18 protein-coding genes are annotated in these 16,515 nt (G+C 64.9%); 11 read left to right on the forward strand and 7 right to left on the reverse strand.

Going from position 1 to position 16,515, the window contains the following annotated elements; genetic code table 11:
* Positions 1-123 precede the first annotated feature (123 nt).
* The gene (locus ACZ0AV_RS09330) at positions 124-561 is read left to right on the forward strand and encodes a DUF4124 domain-containing protein (protein WP_499150780.1); all 438 of its coding nucleotides are present in this window, start codon (positions 124-126) and stop codon (positions 559-561) included.
* Positions 562-579: 18 nt separating this feature from the next.
* Here ACZ0AV_RS09330 and ACZ0AV_RS09335 read toward each other — a convergent pair whose 3' ends face one another.
* The 3 genes from ACZ0AV_RS09335 to mrcB are packed head-to-tail and all read right to left on the reverse strand — an operon-like array spanning position 580 to position 3,983.
* Entirely contained in the window at positions 580-909 is a 330-nt protein-coding gene (locus ACZ0AV_RS09335; protein ID WP_499150781.1) for a YqcC family protein, read from the reverse strand.
* A complete protein-coding gene (locus tag ACZ0AV_RS09340) occupies positions 906-1,652 on the reverse strand; it encodes a tetratricopeptide repeat protein (RefSeq protein ID WP_499150782.1) in 747 nt (248 codons plus the stop codon). The genes ACZ0AV_RS09335 and ACZ0AV_RS09340 overlap by 4 nt, the downstream gene beginning before the upstream one ends.
* 12 nt (positions 1,653-1,664) lie before the next feature.
* A complete protein-coding gene (gene mrcB, locus ACZ0AV_RS09345) occupies positions 1,665-3,983 on the reverse strand; it encodes a penicillin-binding protein 1B (RefSeq protein WP_499150783.1) in 2,319 nt (772 codons plus the stop codon).
* A gap of 117 nt (positions 3,984-4,100) precedes the next feature.
* Between mrcB and ACZ0AV_RS09350 the strand changes: the two genes are divergently transcribed.
* The 5 genes from ACZ0AV_RS09350 (at position 4,101) to ACZ0AV_RS09370 (ending at position 8,167) form a co-directional block, all read left to right on the forward strand.
* Positions 4,101-5,663, forward strand: a complete 1,563-nt coding sequence (locus tag ACZ0AV_RS09350) for a bifunctional aminoglycoside phosphotransferase/ATP-binding protein (RefSeq protein WP_499150784.1) — start codon at positions 4,101-4,103, stop codon at positions 5,661-5,663.
* A gap of 246 nt (positions 5,664-5,909) precedes the next feature.
* Positions 5,910-6,266 carry a pentapeptide repeat-containing protein gene (locus tag ACZ0AV_RS09355; RefSeq protein ID WP_499150785.1) on the forward strand — a complete coding sequence of 119 codons (357 nt, stop codon included), beginning with the start codon at positions 5,910-5,912 and terminating at the stop codon, positions 6,264-6,266.
* An 88-nt stretch (positions 6,267-6,354) separates the two neighbouring features.
* Positions 6,355-6,627 (forward strand): TfoX/Sxy family protein, encoded by a 273-nt coding sequence (locus ACZ0AV_RS09360; protein ID WP_499150786.1) that lies wholly within the window; start codon positions 6,355-6,357, stop codon positions 6,625-6,627.
* A gap of 195 nt (positions 6,628-6,822) precedes the next feature.
* Positions 6,823-7,614, forward strand: coding sequence for a Crp/Fnr family transcriptional regulator (locus tag ACZ0AV_RS09365; protein WP_499150787.1), 792 nt, complete (start codon positions 6,823-6,825; stop codon positions 7,612-7,614).
* 376 nt (positions 7,615-7,990) lie between these two features.
* Entirely contained in the window at positions 7,991-8,167 is a 177-nt protein-coding gene (locus ACZ0AV_RS09370; RefSeq protein ID WP_499150788.1) for a hypothetical protein, read from the forward strand.
* 7 nt (positions 8,168-8,174) lie between these two features.
* Here the strand turns inward: ACZ0AV_RS09370 and ACZ0AV_RS09375 are convergent, their stop codons facing one another.
* Positions 8,175-9,365, reverse strand: a complete 1,191-nt coding sequence (locus tag ACZ0AV_RS09375) for a multidrug effflux MFS transporter (protein WP_499150789.1) — start codon at positions 9,363-9,365, stop codon at positions 8,175-8,177.
* Positions 9,366-9,532: 167 nt separating this feature from the next.
* Here ACZ0AV_RS09375 and ACZ0AV_RS09380 point away from each other — a divergent pair, with 167 nt between their 5' ends.
* The gene (locus ACZ0AV_RS09380; RefSeq protein WP_499150790.1) at positions 9,533-10,153 is read left to right on the forward strand and encodes a TetR family transcriptional regulator; all 621 of its coding nucleotides are present in this window, start codon (positions 9,533-9,535) and stop codon (positions 10,151-10,153) included.
* Here ACZ0AV_RS09380 and ACZ0AV_RS09385 read toward each other — a convergent pair.
* Positions 10,137-10,355 (reverse strand): heavy-metal-associated domain-containing protein, encoded by a 219-nt coding sequence (locus tag ACZ0AV_RS09385; RefSeq protein WP_499150791.1) that lies wholly within the window; start codon positions 10,353-10,355, stop codon positions 10,137-10,139. The two genes, ACZ0AV_RS09380 and ACZ0AV_RS09385, sit on opposite strands and share 17 nt — an antisense overlap.
* A 143-nt stretch (positions 10,356-10,498) precedes the next feature.
* Between ACZ0AV_RS09385 and ACZ0AV_RS09390 the strand changes: the two genes are divergently transcribed.
* From ACZ0AV_RS09390 to cueR, 3 genes are all read left to right on the forward strand, one after another.
* A complete protein-coding gene (locus ACZ0AV_RS09390) occupies positions 10,499-10,885 on the forward strand; it encodes a hypothetical protein (protein ID WP_499150792.1) in 387 nt (128 codons plus the stop codon).
* Between the two features lie 95 nt (positions 10,886-10,980).
* Positions 10,981-13,383 carry a heavy metal translocating P-type ATPase gene (locus ACZ0AV_RS09395; RefSeq protein WP_499150793.1) on the forward strand — a complete coding sequence of 801 codons (2,403 nt, stop codon included), beginning with the start codon at positions 10,981-10,983 and terminating at the stop codon, positions 13,381-13,383.
* Entirely contained in the window at positions 13,380-13,784 is a 405-nt protein-coding gene (gene cueR, locus ACZ0AV_RS09400; protein WP_499150794.1) for a Cu(I)-responsive transcriptional regulator, read from the forward strand. Before ACZ0AV_RS09395 ends, cueR begins: the two co-directional genes overlap by 4 nt.
* Here cueR and ACZ0AV_RS09405 read toward each other — a convergent pair whose 3' ends face one another.
* Together ACZ0AV_RS09405 and tesB are read right to left on the reverse strand one after the other, a co-directional pair.
* Entirely contained in the window at positions 13,785-14,381 is a 597-nt protein-coding gene (locus ACZ0AV_RS09405; RefSeq protein WP_499150795.1) for an HAD family hydrolase, read from the reverse strand.
* A 95-nt stretch (positions 14,382-14,476) separates the two neighbouring features.
* Entirely contained in the window at positions 14,477-15,346 is an 870-nt protein-coding gene (gene tesB / locus ACZ0AV_RS09410) for an acyl-CoA thioesterase II (protein ID WP_499150796.1), read from the reverse strand.
* Positions 15,347-15,576: 230 nt separating this feature from the next.
* Here tesB and ACZ0AV_RS09415 point away from each other — a divergent pair, with 230 nt between their 5' ends.
* Complete coding sequence (locus ACZ0AV_RS09415) at positions 15,577-16,497, forward strand: histone deacetylase family protein (RefSeq protein ID WP_499150797.1); 921 nt, start codon at positions 15,577-15,579, stop codon at positions 16,495-16,497.
* The last annotated feature ends 18 nt before the right edge of the window (positions 16,498-16,515 follow it).

Genomic DNA, 16,515 nt, shown 5'->3' on the forward strand with positions numbered 1-16,515 from the left:
TTTGGTTATAGTAATCGTCAGCTACCGCGTACCTGTCGCCACCGGCGTCCGGCACATGAGTCACAGACCATGAATCCCCGTTGCGCACCGCAAGGTCCGGCAACGGCTCTAGAAGGAATCTCCATGCGCCGCATGATCCTCACCGCCAGCCTGGCGCTTGCCCTGAGCAGCACTGCCATGGCCGGCCAGGTCTACAAATGGGTTGACGCCCAGGGTGTCACGCATTTCAGCGAGCAACCGCCGCAGGGCCAGCAAGCCACTACCGTGAATACCGCCACGCCGCCCCCACCCACCAGCGAATCAAAGCCGGCACCCACCTTCCAGGACATCGCCGATCCCGAGCAGGCCGCCGCCGACGCCAAGGTGAAAAAGGAGTTGGCCGAGCAGGAGGCGCAGCGCGTGAAGTACTGCGAAGCGCAGCGCAACAACCTGGCTCAGCTGGAGAACAACCCGCGCGTGCGTGTAGAAGATGAAGGCGGCGAGATGCGCCGTTTGGGCGAGGACGAGCGCCAGCAGCGAATTGCCGACAGCAAGCAGGCGATTGCCAAAAACTGCCGGTAGCAGAAACGACCGCGGGCTTCAGCCCGCGGTGATCAGGCGATCGAAATCACCGAGCGCCTTGAGCAATTCCGCCGCGGCGCGACTGTCGGCACCGTAGACCTGTTCGGCCATCGGCAGAATGCCTGACACGGCAGGCAGCTCAGCACCCGCCTCGATGATGGCCTTCATGCGCGGCAGAAAGATCCACTGCAGCCACTGGGCGAAATCAAGGGTATCCACACAGAACGGCTCGACACTGGCGAGCGCCTGCGCGCTGGGTGGTGAGGCGTCCCACCAGCCCTGCACCCGCAACGCGCGCTCGACCAGCAACAGCTGGTCGGCTACCTGATCGACGGGCGCAGTACTCACAGATTGACTCGCGCCCGCTCACGCGCCTGGGCAGCACCGGCGGCGTCGCCCTGTTTCTCACGGGAACGAGCGATCAGGTCCCACAGACTGGCCTGCAGTGCCGGGCGGCCACTCGCGTAGCTCAGGCCGCGACGGGCAAACTGCTCGGCCTGAGCGGCATCGCCCTGAGCCAGGCGAACTTCGGCCAGACGATAGAGCACCTGTGGTTCGCGCGGGGCGATACGCTGTGCACGCTCGAGGCTGGAGGCCGCGCCATTGAGGTCGCCGCCACCCTGCTGTTGCTGCGCACTGGTAAGCAGCGCCAGCACCGGGCCGTCGAGCTGCTCGTCGGCCGCCAGGCCACCACCGTTGCCGCTGGGGATACCGCTCGGGGTCGAAGGAGGCGGCGTTTGCGGCGCGCTGCCGTAACCTGGCGAACCCAACGGCTCGCTGCTCAGCGGCGGCTCGTCGAACGTCAGCCCCCCACCGTTGGCGGGTGCGCCGGCCGGTGCGGCGTAAGTATCGATCGGCGCGGGCGGCGCGCTACCACCCGGCACCATCACCACCACCCCCGAGTCCTCGGGGACGGCCTGCATCTGCGGTTGCGCCGGTGCTGGCGCGTTGCCGTAGCCGCCGCCCGGCTGATCGTCCTGCCCGTAAGCAGACGTACCGGAATCCACGACCGGAATGGAACCGCGCGGTACGCTGGCACAGCCTCCCAGCACCACCGAAGCAGTCAAAACGGGAATCAACCACTTGCTCACGTCAAACCTCTCTTATTCCAACCAGCCTTTCACCCAATCCATTACCGAGTCGACGGGCGCCTGAATGCCACAGCCAGGCCCCGGAGCCGGCTCGCTGCCGCGAATATACGGCATCTGTACCGCACCCGGACAATTCTCTGCCGAGCCCTGCCCGGTCGCCGCATCCACCCACGCCACCACCACGTTGTCCGGTACCGGCATGTCCAGCGGCAGCGGGTCGGCACGACGCATGAAGCCGGTCCAGGCCTGCAGCGCACCGGTGGCACCGGTAAACGGCGTCGGCCCGTTGTCATCACGGCCCATCCACACCACCGCCAGCAGGTCCTGGCTGAAGCCGGCAAACCAGCTGTCGCGTGAATCATTACTGGTACCGGTCTTGCCGGCCAGCGCCAGCGAACTCGGCAACTGGCTGTACACCGAACGGCCGGTGCCTTCGCGCATCGTGCGCTGCATGGCGTTCTGCAAGAGGTAGATGGCGCCGGCGTCAAACCGCTGCTGAATCTGGTACGGGTAGCGCTTGAGCGGCTCGCCTTCGGCGGTCAACACACTGCGAATACCGCGCAGTGGGGTGTTGAAACCACCACTGGCGAGCGTCTGGTACATGCCGGTGACTTCCAGCGGGGTCAGCGCACCAGCGCCCAGCAGCATCGAGGGGTACGCCGGCCACTGCCGCGACACCCCGAGGCGCTCGAGGGTTTTGAGCACATTCGGTACGCCCAGTTCCAGGCCAAGCTTGGCGGTGGAGAGGTTGTAGGAGTTGGCCAGGCCCTGGTACAGGTAAATGCTGCCGTGGGCCTTGCGATCATAGTTCTGCGGTTTCCACACCTGGCCGTCCTGGCCCTTCACGGAGAACGGTTCGTCCAGCACGCGGCTGGTCAGCGTGTACTGGCTGGGCTGCTCGAGGGCGGTCAGGTAGATCGCCGGCTTGATCAGCGAGCCGATCGGCCGCACCGCGTCCAGGGCCCGGTTGAACCCGGCGAAACGCGCCTGGCGGCTGCCGATCAGCGCCTGGATTTCACCAGTTTCCGGGTTGGTGACCACCATGCCGGCTTCGACCTGATCGGAACCCTTGCGCCCGGCCTGACGCTTGAAGGTTTCAGCCAGGGCCTCCTCGGCCTTGAGCTGCAGGATCGGGTCGAAGCTGGTGAAGATACGCAGCCCTTCCTCGGTCAAATCCTCGTCGTGATAATCCTGGCGCAGCTGACGCTTGACCAGGTCGAGGAAAGCCGGGAACGAGCCGTTGGCCATGCTGCCGCGCTGGGTAACGCCGAGCGGGCGCGCCTTGGCGGCTGCGACCTCTTCCGGCGACACCACGCCCTGCTCGGCCAGCAGGTCGAGGATCAGGTTACGCCGGGCAAGTGCCCGTTCGGGGTTGCGGCGCGGGTTATAGAAGGTCGGTCCCTTGACCATGCCCACCAGCAGCGCCACCTGTTCGAGCTTGAGCTCGGACAATGGCTGGCTGAAGAAGTACTGGCTGGCCAGGCCAAACCCGTGCACCGCACGCTGGCCGTCCTGGCCGAGGAACACCTCGTTGAGGTAAGCCTCGAGAATCTCGCGCTTGTCGTAGTGCAGCTCAAGCAGCACCGCCATCATCGCTTCGGTGATCTTGCGGGTCAGGCTGCGCTCGTTGGTCAGGTAGAAATTCTTCACCAACTGCTGGGTCAGGGTACTACCCCCCTGGCGCAATTGGCCGGCGGAGGCGTTGATCCACACGGCGCGGGCAATGCCCTTGGGTGACACCCCGAAATGATCGAAGAAGTCGCGGTCCTCGACCGCCACCAGGGTTTCCACCAGATAGGCCGGCACCTGATCGAGCTTGATCAGCACGCGGTCCTCCTGATGCGCCGGGTACAGGCCGCCGATCAGCATCGGCTCCAGCCGCGCCACGGCGAGATCCTTGCCGTCGGCCTTGGTCAAGGCCGCAACGTAGTCGCCGGAGAAACGCACATTGACCTGCTGCGCCTGCTCCACGCTCTCGTAGAACTGGAAGCCACGCGAATGCAAGGCCACGTTATTGCCGGAGACAGCCACTGCGCCTGGGCCATTGGCCACGCTTTCGCGGCGATAGCCAAGGGCATCCATTTCCTTGAGCAGGTCGTCCTTGGTCAGCTTCTGGCCGACGAACAGCTCAAGGGGCCGGGCATACACCTTGGCCGGGACGGTCCAGCGCTTGCCGGAGAATTTCTCCTGCACGATGGCATCGAGGTAAACCGCGAAACCGGCGAACAGCACGAGGCCCACCAAGCCGAGCTTTACAGCCCAGCCAAGCAAGGGATGCATGCCACGGGGGCGGCGTTTGGAACGGGAGCGGGGAGATCGGGTACGAGTCATGGCGCGGCATTATACGCACTTTGCGAAGCGCCGGCAGGGACCGCCAGCGGTTTGCAGCCCGACGACGAGGGGCCATAATGCGCACCTGTTCTTATCTTTTCACATCAAGGATCCCCCGTGAGCCAAGACCTGATCGCCGCCTTGCAGAATCCGGCCCTTTATCCGCACCCGGTGGACGGCTTCAGTGTCATCGAAACCCACATATCATGGGTGGTGCTGACCGGGCCTTACGCATACAAGGTCAAGAAACCGGTGAATTTCGGTTTTCTCGACTTCACCTCGCTGGACGCACGCAAACACTTTTGTCACGAAGAATTACGCCTCAATCAGCGCCTGACCGAGAACCTGTACCTGGAAGTGCTGCCCATTGGCGGCAGCGTGGAAGCACCGCGGCTCGATGGACAGGGCCCGGCCATCGAGTATGCGCTGAAGATGCGCCAGTTCCCCCAGGAGCAACTGCTGGCGCAGGTGCAGGCACGGGGTGAGCTCAACGAAACGCATATCGACGCCCTGGCCAGGCAGATCGCCGATTTCCACAAGGCCACGCCCCAGGTTGCGAGCGATCACCCGCTGTGCAACGCCACCGCTATCGTCGCGCCGCTGCGGCAGAACTTCGAGCAAATTCGCCCGATGCTCAGCGACAAGGCTGACCTGCAGCAACTGGACGCCCTGGAAGCCTGGACCGAAAGCAGCCTGGAGCGACTCTGGCCTGATCTGGAAGCCCGCGCCCGTGATGGCTTCATCCGCGAATGCCATGGCGACATTCACCTGGGCAACGCGACGCTGCTCGATGGCCGGGCCACGCTGTTCGACTGCATCGAGTTCAACGAACCGTTCCGCATGACCGACATCGCCCTGGACACCGCCTTCCTGGTCATGGACCTGGAGGACCGCGGCCTCAAGTGCCTGGCCCGCCGCCTGCTCAACGGCTGGCTGGAGCACACCGGCGACTACGGCTCGCTCAAGCTGTTCGACCTGTACAAGACCCACCGCGCCCTGGTGCGCGCCAAGGTTGCCCTGTTCCGCCTTGGCCAGGAGCAGGACGCGGTGCAACGCGCCGTGATCCTGCGCCAGTACCGCGGCTACGCCAGTCTGGCGGAAAGCTACAGCGCCATTCCGGCGCGCTTCCTGGCGATCACGTGTGGCGTATCGGCGGTCGGCAAGAGCCAGGTCGCCCTGCGCCTGGTCGAGGCACTCGGCGCCATACGCATTCGCTCGGACGTCGAGCGCAAGCGCCAGCTGGGTGCGCAGCAGGCGGGCAGCGGCGACGAGCTGAATACCGGCATCTACAGCGACGAGGCCAGCAAGGCGGTCTACGGTCAGCTGAACCAGTTGGCCGACCTGGCGCTGCACGCCGGCTACCCGGTCGTGCTGGACGCCACCTTCCTCAAGCGAGCGCAGCGCCAGGCGGCTCAGGGCGTCGCCGAGGAAACCGGCGTTCCGTTCCTGATCGTCGACTGCCAGGCGCCCGATGCGGTGATCAGCAGTTGGCTGCAGCAGCGCCAGCAACAAGGCGACGACCCGTCCGATGCCACGCTGCAAGTGATAGAGGCTCAGCGTGCCGGCCAGGACGCCCTCGACGCTGCCGAGCAGAGCCACTGCAAGCGCGTGGATACGCACGACAGCGCCAGCCTCAACGAGCTGGTCATCGCCATTCGTCAGCGCTTCCCCACCCTCTAAGCGGCGCGCCACCCCGTGCGCACTTGCTGCGCACGGGCAGGACCGCTCACGGCAACAGGCGCAACCCGACACCACGGGTGATACGCCCTGCTGCGCTTGCAACCTGCAGCGCCAAGAACAGGCGAGCGTCACGCCCGCCATACGCACCAGCGCTGCGCGAGCAGCGCGATGACGATAAGACAGGCCGCCCTGATAGCTGGCCTATACTGGCTGTGAGCCCATCACCGCCACCGGATCAGTGCCATCATGAGCCAACCCAGCCAGCTGGACAGCCCGCTTTATCGCCTGCTTCACAACGATGACGTTTCCGCGTTCAACAAGCAGCGGCCCCAGGGCGTTGCCATCGATCTCAGCGGTGGAGATTTTCGCGGCCTCGATCTGCGCAGCCTGGATGCCGAGGGCATCGACTTCAGTAACGCCTATTTTCGCGGTGCCGACCTGCGCGGGGTGGACCTGCGCTCGGCGCGGCTGGAGGGCGCAAGCATCGCCCATGCGCAGATATCCGGCGCCTACTTCCCGGCTGCGCTGAGCGCCGATGAAATCCTCATGTCGATGAACTTCGGCACACGCCTGCGCTGCCATACTCATCCCGACTCACGGTAGCGCCCTGTCCAGCCTCGACGCCAGAAGCCGTAAGGCTGCGATTCAGCGACCCCACAGCCCGTCCACGAACGGCCAGGAGGGAGACACCGTGATCGACGAGTTGCAGCACCTGAAGAACCTTGGCAAGACCTCATCGCAATGGCTACACGCGGTGGGTATACACACCGCCAGCGACCTGCGTCGGCGAGGCGCGGTCGAGGCGTACAGGGCCGTTCGAGCGCGCGGCTTCAGGGCTTCGAAGGTATTGTTGTATGCAATCGAAGGTGCACTGCTGGATATTCACTGGAGTGAGCTGCCCCCAGCCCGCAAGCAAAGCCTCAACCTGCAGGTCGAGCACGCCATGAACAGCGACGGCGTATAACCGTGGCGTTTGCGCAGCCCGTGGTCGCCAACCAAGCCCCTGGCGCAGGCAGCTCAGTGGCTGGCACCTTGGCAACGCTAAAGAATACGCCGTGGTTCACAACCTCCAGCGAGGTCCATTTACCTGGCGCTCGGCGAGGATTATCGTTTCAGGGATTTTCGTGCGTATCCGGCACGACCCGCTCAAGGAATCATCATGTATTTACTCGGGGAACAACCGGCTTACGCCGACCAACTGATCAGCCGCTTGCAGAGTATCCCCGCGCAACTACTCGACGGGCTCAGCCCCTGCGGCGCGACGCTGCAGGTAGAGCGTAGCGACGACCTGGCCCGGGAACTGCCGAGTAACCAGCTGTTCATCATCGACAATGGCCTGCTGCATGCGTTGGTCGACGAACGTCCGCTGTTCTATCTGCAGGAAGGCGACCTCGTCGGCCTGCGCCAGGGTATCGACCTGCCCACCTGCCGCTATACCAGCGACGAGCCGATCACCCTGATTCCCTACTTGCGTAGTGACGTGTTCAAGCACATCTACGCCAGCGAGCCGCGCCAGGAGTTGTTCATCCAGTATCTGGTCGGGCACACCGCCCTGCTCTCGGACGCATTGGCGCGCATAAAACAGCCGGAGGTGCGGCCGGCTACCGGCTTCAAGCATTTCGCAAAGGGCGAGGCGCTGATCAACCAGGGGGACGAGGCCGATCATGTCTTCATCATCATCGAAGGGCATGCCGAAGCCTTCGTCGACGGGGTAAAGGTTGGCGACGTACAGAAAGACGAAATATTCGGCGCCATGGCGGTTTTCACCCATGAAAAGCGCAGCGCCACGGTGATCTCCAGTGAAGCCTGCACGGTCATGGTGATTCCCAAGGACCAGTTCCTCAGCCTGATGGAAAGCAACCCACGCATTGCCCATAGCCTGGTCGAGAGCATGGCCAGGCGTATCGACCTGTTGAACAAGGAAGTGACCGGGCTGCGTCAGCCTGGCTAGAACCTGCCCGCTCACGAAAACCCCGGCCTGCTGCGCCGGGGTTTGTATTTTCAGGCACCGCCAAATGCCTATCGCCACAATGCGTGAAAATAATTTCCAAATAATCGTTGACTATGAAATGAGAATTGCTATTATTTGCATCAGCTGGTCGCGAGATCAGCCGATAACCTAAAGAGACCTTAGGTCGGACTCTTCAGATTATCTCCTCATCAGGCTAATCACGGTTATTGACCCGGCTCTTTGCCGGGTCTTTTTTTGCCTGGGCAAAATGTTCCTGCCTCTGCATCTCCCCTCCTTCGGCTCGTTGATCCTCATCAAGCAGGCAGTACCTCCAGTTGGGTCTAGAATGATTCCACGCTCACTGGGAGACACCTTCATGGATATCCGGATACGTGCGTTGAAAGACCCCCACGGTACCCACTGGCAAGTCAGCCTGGACAGGCATCAGATCAGCTTTCGCAGCGAAAGCGAGGCACGCCAGTTCGTCGCCACGCTCGAGGCGCGGGTGCAAGCGCCCCACGCGCTGCCAGGTCGCCAGCGCCTGGCGGGCTGACCCCGGCTCAGGCCGTCGGGTGGCCTGCACGCTTCTCGGCCCAGCGGGTGAAGCGCGACGCCACCACGGCCAGCGAACCGCAGCTGAAGATCACCAGCGCCATCGGTACGGCGCTGCCGTCGTGCAGTATCCCGACCATCGACGCGGCGGTGGCCGCGATGGTGAACTGCAGGCTGCCCATCAGCGCCGACGCGCTACCTGCATGGCGCCCCTGGCCGGCCATGGCACAGGCAGAGGTGTTCGGCAGCAGGATGCCCAGTGAAGCGATGCAGCCGAACAGCGGAATCATCAGCGGCCACAGTGCCTGGGTGTGTACCCAGGCCAGCAACAGCAGCAGCGCGCCGCAGCCCAGGTAGAACCAGACGATGCGCCTGGCCCAGTATGCAGGCCCCTGGCGTGACACCAGCCAGGCGTTGAGTTGCGCGGCCAGGATGAAGCCAGCGGCATTGGTACCGAACAGCCAGCCGTAATGCTCGGTCGGTATGCCATAGAGCTCGATGAACACGAAGGGCGACCCGGCGATATAGGCGAACATGCCCGCAATCGCCAGGCCGCCGGTCAAGGCGTGGCCGATGAAGGGCAGATCGGTGAACAACCGGCGATATTCGCCAAGTGCGCCGCGCAACGGTGCCGGCTCGACATGCGGATCGAGGGTTTCCGGCAGCCACAGATAAAGGGCAACCAGGCACGCCACGCTGAACAGCGTCAGGCAGATGAAGATCGAGGGCCAGCCGAACAGGTTGAGCAGCACGCCACCTGCCACAGGCGCGAGGATGGGCGCCAGCCCCATCACCAGCATCAGTTGCGAAAACACCTTGGCGGAACTGATCGGATCACAAAGATCGCGCACCACAGCCCGCGACACCACCATGCCCGCGCAACCGCCAAGGGCTTGCACGAAGCGTGCGGCGATGAGCCACTCCAGGCTCGGGGCCACTGCGCAGGCCAGCGACGCGAGGGTGAACAGCGACACGCCCACGAGCAGCGGGATGCGCCGACCGAAACGATCGGCAAGCGGCCCATAAACCAGTTGCCCGATGGCCAGGCCTGCGAAATAGGACGCCAGGGAGAGCTGTACATGCTCGGTATCGGTGGCGAACGCCAGCGCCAGCGCAGGAAAACTCGGCAGGTAGAAATCGATGGCCAGGGGACCAAAGGCGCTGAGGGCGCCAAGGATAATCAACAGGCGAAACGTCATTGCAAAGTACTCGACGGGTGCCCCAGCCAGGCTGGGTCTGCGAACGGGCGATGAACGCCCTGGTTGAGTGAACGCGAACAATTACATACAACTTCGTCTGTAAAACAAACCTTGGCGGCAAAAAATAATTACACTCGCCGCTCCTGAACTGATTTTGACCCCGTCGTATGCGTCGAACCAAAGAACAAGCAGAGCAGACCCGCACCACCATCCTGGCATCCGCAGAGATGCTGTTCCTGGAAAAGGGCGTGGCCCACACCAGCCTGGAACATATCGCCAAGCATGCCGGCGTGACCCGGGGGGCGGTCTACTGGCACTTCCAGAACAAGGCCCACCTGTTCCATGACATGCTCAGCCAGGTACGCCTGCCCCCGGAGCAGTTGGCCAGGCACCTGCAGGAAAGCCACACCGGCGACGGCCTGCAATCGCTGCGCGAGCTGTGCGTCGAGGGCATTGCCGGCATCGCGCTGGACGAGCAGAAGCGGCGCATTTTCACGGTTCTGCTGCATCGCTGCGAATTTACCGAGGAGTTGCGTGAGGCGGAAGAACGCCACGAAGCGTTCATCAACCAGTTCATCGGTCTCTGCGAGGCGATCTTCTCCCACCCATCCGCGCAAATCCGCCTGCGCCCCGGCATGACGCCACGCCTGGCGGCGCGGACGCTACATGCACTGGTGCTGGGCATGCTCAGCGACTGGCTGCGCGACAACAACCTGTTCGACCCGCGCCAGGACGGGCCGGTGATGATCGACGGGCTGTTCCGCGGCCTGATCAGCGATTGGTCTTAGCGGCCGGCACGGCCTCGGCCTTGTACCCTTCGTTGATGATCGCCTCGAGCACCTGATCGACGGGGTGCGTGGTCTGCACCCTGACCTCACCGGCCGCCAGGTCGACCTGCACCTGCGCCGTGGAGTCGATCGCGTGCACCGCGCCACTGATCGCCTTTACGCAGTGCTCGCATGTCATGCCATCTACCTTGAATACCTGCATCGTCGTCTCCTGCCCCTTCGGGCCATCGTTAGCTGAGTGAGGCAGTGTCGAGCTTGCCATCGGGTCAAGGTCAAGCTTCAACCCTTGTTGAACCCGCCAACCTCGGCCAAGCTCTGAAAAACTCCACGCCATCTGGTCTGACCATGAACCGTCTCCTGCTCTCATTGTTTCTCGCCCTGCCCCTGCCCGCCCTGGCTCAGGTACTGCCGTCGCACACCACCATGGGCGACGGTTACGCCGTGCTGATCATCTCCCGTGAGCGCCTGGAGGTGGCCTCGCCGTGCGAGTTCGGCGTGTATCTGCAAGATCAGTTGGCAGCCCGGCTGTTCCATGGCCAGTCGGCCTCCTTCAACCTGCCCCCGGGTGAGGTCTCGGTGCGCCTGGGAATGATCGGCACCGAAAGCTGCCAGGCCGGCATCACACCGCTCGAAAGCCAGCAACTGACCCTGCAGGCCGGCGAAATACGTCGCTACCGCATCGGTCTCAGCCCGTCGGGGCCTTACCTGACGCCGGCGCCGTCGGCCCAGTAAGCGGGTAATCCTGCCCCTGTCGCTGCGGGGCTTGACCTTCCCCAGGGGTCAAGGTTGATCCTGTGCTCAACAGTCAGGATTCGCCGGAGCCCAGCATGCCTACCCCGTCCACTCTGGACTTGCCGATCAGCGGAATGACCTGCGCCAGTTGCGCCGGGCGCGTCGAGCGTGCCTTGCAGGGCGTGCCGGGGGTAAGCCAGGCCAGCGTCAACCTGGCCACCGAGCACGCCCGGGTCGCAGCGCCTGCCGAGCGACTGCCGGCGCTGGTAGCGGCGGTCGAGCAAGCCGGTTACGCGGTACCGACGCACACCCTCACCCTGGCCATCGGCGGCATGACGTGCGCCAGTTGCGTGGGCCGCGTCGAGCGCGCGCTGGCCAGGCAGCCCGGCGTGCTGTCGGCCAGCGTAAACCTGGCCACGGAACGCGCGCAGGTGCAACTGATCGGCGCGCTGGACAGCCAGCCGCTGCTTGCTGCCGTTACCGCGGCAGGCTACTCGGCCAGCCTGGTGGATGATCAGCAACCCGATCACGACGCCGCCGAGCGCCACCTGCAGGGCGAGCGCTGGCGCCTGGCGCTAGCCTTGCTGCTGGCGGGGCCGCTGGTTCTGCCGATGCTGCTGGCACCCTTCGGGGTGCACCTGATGCTACCGGCCTGGACCCAGTTTCTGCTGGCCACGCCAGTGCAGTTCATCCTCGGCGCACGCTTCTACCGGGCGGCGTGGAGCGCCCTGCGCAGCGGTGCCGGCAATATGGACCAGCTGGTCGCCCTCGGCACCAGCGCCGGTTACGGCCTGAGCCTGTACCAATGGGCGATTACCCCGGCGGGGCACGCGCCGCACCTGTACTTCGAAGCCTCGGCAGTGATCATCGCCCTGATCCTGCTCGGCAAATACCTGGAGAGCCGCGCCAAGCGCCAGACCACCAGTGCCATCCGCGCCCTGCAGGCGCTGCGCCCCGATGAAGCGCTGCGCCTGCAGGGTGGCGTCGAGCAACGCGTGGCCGTCAGCGCATTGAGCCTCGGCGACCAGGTACTGGTCAGGCCTGGCGAGCGCTTTCCGGTCGACGGCAAGGTCCTGGACGGCGACAGCCATGCCGACGAGGCGATGATCAGCGGTGAAAGCGTGCCGCAAGCCAAGACGCGCGGTGATTCGGTAACCGCCGGCGCTATCAATGGCGAGGGCCGCCTGCTGGTCGAGACCACCGCCCTGGGCGCCGAAACCGTGCTGTCACGGATCATCCGCCTGGTCGAGGATGCCCAGGCGGCCAAGGCGCCAATCCAGAAACTAGTGGACAGGGTCAGCCAGGTGTTCGTCCCGGTGGTACTGCTGATCGCGCTGCTCACACTGGGCGTCTGGCTGAGCCTCGGTGCCGGCCTGGAAACCGCCCTGCTCAATGCCGTCGCCGTGCTGGTGATCGCCTGCCCCTGCGCGCTGGGCCTGGCCACCCCCACGGCAATCATGGCCGGCACCGGCGTGGCGGCCCGCCATGGCATCCTGATCAAGGACGCCGAAGCCCTGGAGATCGCCCACGGCGTCACTGTGGTGGCCTTTGACAAGACCGGTACGCTGACCTCCGGCACGCCGCAGGTCGCCCATTTGCACACCGTCGAGATCGAAGCCGATCAGGCGCTGCGCCTGGCCGGCGCTCTGCAGCAGGGCAGTGAGCACCCGCTGGCCAGGGCCGTGCTGCAGGCCTGCGAGCAACGCGGCATCACGCGCGTGCCCGTCAGCGCCAGCCAGGCCCTCGCGGGACGGGGGATCGCCGGGCAGGTCGATGGCCAGGTACTACAGCTCGGCAATCGCCGCCTGCTCAGCGCCAGCGGCGCGAGTGAACCGGCCGAACTGGCCGAGGCCGCCACCAGATGGGAGGCCGAGGGCCGCACCCTGTCATGGCTGATCGAGTGCAGCGAGCGACCGCGAGTGCTCGCGCTGTTCGCCTTTGGCGATACGCTGAAGGACGGCGCGGGCGACGCCATCGCCGAACTCGCCCGCCAGCACATCGACAGCCACCTGATCAGCGGCGATAACCAGGGCAGCGCCCAGGCCGTCGCGCGCCAGCTCGGTATCGAGTCGGTGCATGCGCAGGTATTGCCAGCGGACAAGGCGCGTATCATCGGCGAATTGAAAGCCGCTGGCGTGGTGGCAATGGTTGGTGACGGCATCAACGATGCCCCGGCCCTGGCCGCCGCGCATGTCGGCATCGCCATGGGCGGCGGCACCGATGTGGCGATGCAGGCAGCCGGCATCACCTTGATGCGCGGCGATCCGCGGCTGGTACCGGCGGCCCTGGACATTGCCCGGCGCACCTACGCCAAGATCCGCCAGAACCTGTTCTGGGCGTTCATCTACAACCTGGTCGGCATCCCGCTGGCCGCCTTCGGCCTGCTCGATCCGCTGCTTGCCGGGGCTGCAATGGCGCTGTCGAGCGTCAGCGTGGTGAGCAACGCCCTGCTGCTGAAAACCTGGCGACCCAATCACTCGAGCGAGGCAACACGATGAACATCGGCCAGGCGGCGAAGCACACCGGCCTCAGCGCCAAGATGATCCGTTACTACGAAACGATCGGCTTGCTGCCCAATGCCGGGCGCAGCGAGAGTGGCTATCGCCAGTACGGCGAAAACGACCTGCAGCGCCTGCGCTTCATCCGCCGCGCCCGTGACCTGGACTTCTCGCTGGCCGAGTCGGGCAAGCTGCTGGCCCTGTGGCACGACCGCGAGCGCGCCAGCGCCGACGTGAAGGCACTGGCCGTCGAGCACATCACCGCGCTCAACCAGAAGATCGTCGAGCTAGAAGCCTTGCGCGATACGCTGCAGAACCTGGTCGATCACTGCCAGGGCGATCACCGCCCCGACTGCCCGATTCTCGAAGACCTGCAAGCCGGCAGCGGCTGTTGCGCCTAGTCAGACGCCCAGCGACAGGCGCTGCAGCGCCGCGCAATCGACGACAAAATGATCGCTCAATTCGGGCCAGGGGTTGGCCGGCAGGTTGACCAGTACGGTCGAGGTACCCGCCGCCCGGCCACAGGCCAGGTCGTGGCGGTGATCGCCGACCATCACCATATCCCGCGGCGCGACCTGCCAGCGGTCAGCCAGATGCAGCAGGCCGCCGGGGTCAGGCTTGGGCGGCGCTTCGTCGCGGCCAAGGATATCGCTCGGCGCGAAGCAATCGTCCAGGCCGATGGCCTGCAAGGTCAGCAAGGCCAACTCGCGGGCATTGCGGGTGAGGATGCCGAGGCGCACCCCGCGCGCATGCAACGCGCGCACCAGCGCCACGGCACCGGCGGCAGGCCGCGCGGCAATGGCCAACTCCCGCTCGTGTTCGAGCAGCCAGGCATGTTTGGCTCGCGACACCTCCGCCGGCAGCGCGGCCAGGTGATGCAGAATGTCGTCCTCGGGCGGGATGTCCAGCGCCACGCGGATGGCGGCAAAATCATGCACGGCAATGGTCAGCGTGCCGTCCATGTCGAAAACCCAGTGGGTGTAGCGCTGCAGGCTCATCGCCCCTCCAACAACGGCAGAATTCAGGGCGCAGCATACGGCGGCGCCGGAATCATCACCACCGCGGCAAAGCTGGCAGCGAGACGCTGCAGCGCTCAACGCCAGTCTTCGCGCAGGCGGATCAAGCCTTCCTGTGCCACCGACGCCACCAGTTGCCCCTGGCGGTTGAACACGCTGCCGCGAGAAAAGCCGCGGGCATTGCCTGCCCATGGGCTGTCCATGGCATAAAGCAGCCAGTCGTCCATGCGCAGGTTCTGGTGGAACCAGATGGAGTGATCGAGGCTGGCGACCTGCATGAACTTCTGCCACACCGACACGCCATGGGGCAGCATCGAGGTGGTCAACAGGTTGAAGTCCGAGGCGTAGCCGAGCAGGTACTTGTGGACGGCCGGGGTGTCCGGCAACTCGCCATCGGCACGAAACCACACGTACTTCACGGGCTCGCTTACCTTGGGCGCGAACGGGTTGTCGACCGCCACCGGGCGAATCTCGATGGGCTTGTCGAACAGCACGCGCTCGCGCACTCGCGGCGGCAGCGAATCGGCTACCTGGCTGGCCAGCTCGGTTTCCGAACGCAGCCCTTCCGGCCCCGGCACGTCAGGCATCTGCGCCTGGTGATGGAGGCCTTCTTCCTGATACTGGAACGAGGCGCTGCAGGTAAAGATCGCCTTGCCCTTCTGCACGGCGGTTACCCGGCGTGTGCTGAAGCTGCCGCCGTCGCGTACCCGGTCGACCTGATAGACCACCGGCAAAGCCGCATCGCCCGGGCGCAGAAAGTAGCCATGCAGCGAATGCACGTGGCGATCCGCCTCGACCGTCTGGGTCGCCGCCGACACGCACTGGCCCAGCACCTGCCCACCAAAGAGCTGCCGAAAACCGAGATCCTGACTGGTGCCACGAAACAGGTTTTCCTCGATGGCCTCCAGGCTCAGCAGCGCCACCAACTCTTGCAGGACTTGACTCATACGGATCTCCACGGCCCTCGCCAGGGCATACAGCGACACGCGCGGGGTGCGCGGCGGGTGAATGGTAATGCCTTTGCCGCCCGCCAGGAATATTGGCATGAGCGCGCAGGTGGCAGGCCGAGCCCGTCGTGAGGGCAGGTGCACGGAAGCAGGCCCGCTTTGCGCAGCTCGATCACATCCATTTCACTTCTCGTGCATACTGCCCAGGGTCCACCAAACGCCACGATTGTATGCCGCTGCCGCTGATCTACCACGACGACTACAGCCCGCCGTTTCCCGACGGGCATCGTTTCCCGATGGAGAAATTCCGCTTGCTGCGTGACCACCTGGTAGCCAGCGGGTTGACCCGGGATCAGGAGCTGCTGCGCCCGGAGATCTGCCCCGCGGAGGTCCTCGCCCTCTGCCACTGCCCCGCCTATATCGAGCGCTACCTGAGCGGCGAGCTGAGTCATGAAGACCAGCGCCGCCTCGGCCTGCCCTGGAGCCCGGCGTTGGCGCAGCGCACCGTACGCGCCGTAGGCGGTTCGCTGCTGGCCGCCGAACAGGCGCTGCAACACGGCCTGGCCTGCCACCTGGCCGGCGGCACCCACCACGCCCACTACGATTACCCGGCGGGCTTCTGCATCTTCAATGACCTGGCGGTGATCGCCCGCTACCTGCTGGCCAGCGGCAAAGCGCAGCGCGTGCTGATCTTCGATTGCGACGTACACCAGGGCGACGGCACCGCGCGTTTGCTCGAACACGAGGACAACGCCGTCACCGTGTCCCTGCACTGCGAGCAGAACTTCCCGGCGCGCAAGGCCGACAGCGACTGGGACATCCCTCTGCCGCGCGGTATGGGCGACAGCGATTACCTGAAAGTGGTCGATGACAGCCTCAACTACCTGCTGCCGCTGTACCAGCCGGACATCGTGCTCTACGACGCCGGCGTGGACGTACACCAGGACGATGCCCTCGGTTACCTGAAGCTGACCGATGCCGGCCTGGCCGCTCGCGACGAAGCCGTGCTGCATCATTGCCTGGGCCGCGACATCCCCGTGGTCGGCGTGATCGGTGGCGGCTATAGCAAGGATCGCCACGCCCTGGCGCGACGTCACGGCATTCTTCATCACAGCGCTGCGCGGGTATGGCAGCAGCTAGGGCTCGGGTAAACTTCGCGCTTTGCCCAG

It is taken from the genome of Pseudomonas sp. AC532, from assembly GCF_979258965.1.

Excerpts from the sequence above, each read along its gene's own strand:
- ACZ0AV_RS09330 (WP_499150780.1), top strand. The coding sequence starts at position 124 with ATGCGCCGCATGATCCTCACCGCCAGCCTGGCGCTTGCCCTGAGCAGC.
- mrcB (WP_499150783.1), bottom strand. The coding sequence starts at position 3,983 with ATGACTCGTACCCGATCTCCCCGCTCCCGTTCCAAACGCCGCCCCCGT.
- ACZ0AV_RS09355 (WP_499150785.1), top strand. The coding sequence starts at position 5,910 with ATGAGCCAACCCAGCCAGCTGGACAGCCCGCTTTATCGCCTGCTTCAC.
- ACZ0AV_RS09365 (WP_499150787.1), top strand. The coding sequence starts at position 6,823 with ATGTATTTACTCGGGGAACAACCGGCTTACGCCGACCAACTGATCAGC.
- ACZ0AV_RS09370 (WP_499150788.1), top strand. The coding sequence starts at position 7,991 with ATGGATATCCGGATACGTGCGTTGAAAGACCCCCACGGTACCCACTGG.
- ACZ0AV_RS09375 (WP_499150789.1), bottom strand. The coding sequence starts at position 9,365 with ATGACGTTTCGCCTGTTGATTATCCTTGGCGCCCTCAGCGCCTTTGGT.
- ACZ0AV_RS09380 (WP_499150790.1), top strand. The coding sequence starts at position 9,533 with ATGCGTCGAACCAAAGAACAAGCAGAGCAGACCCGCACCACCATCCTG.
- ACZ0AV_RS09385 (WP_499150791.1), bottom strand. The coding sequence starts at position 10,355 with ATGCAGGTATTCAAGGTAGATGGCATGACATGCGAGCACTGCGTAAAG.
- ACZ0AV_RS09390 (WP_499150792.1), top strand. The coding sequence starts at position 10,499 with ATGAACCGTCTCCTGCTCTCATTGTTTCTCGCCCTGCCCCTGCCCGCC.
- ACZ0AV_RS09395 (WP_499150793.1), top strand. The coding sequence starts at position 10,981 with ATGCCTACCCCGTCCACTCTGGACTTGCCGATCAGCGGAATGACCTGC.
- cueR (WP_499150794.1), top strand. The coding sequence starts at position 13,380 with ATGAACATCGGCCAGGCGGCGAAGCACACCGGCCTCAGCGCCAAGATG.
- ACZ0AV_RS09405 (WP_499150795.1), bottom strand. The coding sequence starts at position 14,381 with ATGAGCCTGCAGCGCTACACCCACTGGGTTTTCGACATGGACGGCACG.
- tesB (WP_499150796.1), bottom strand. The coding sequence starts at position 15,346 with ATGAGTCAAGTCCTGCAAGAGTTGGTGGCGCTGCTGAGCCTGGAGGCC.
- ACZ0AV_RS09415 (WP_499150797.1), top strand. The coding sequence starts at position 15,577 with ATGCCGCTGCCGCTGATCTACCACGACGACTACAGCCCGCCGTTTCCC.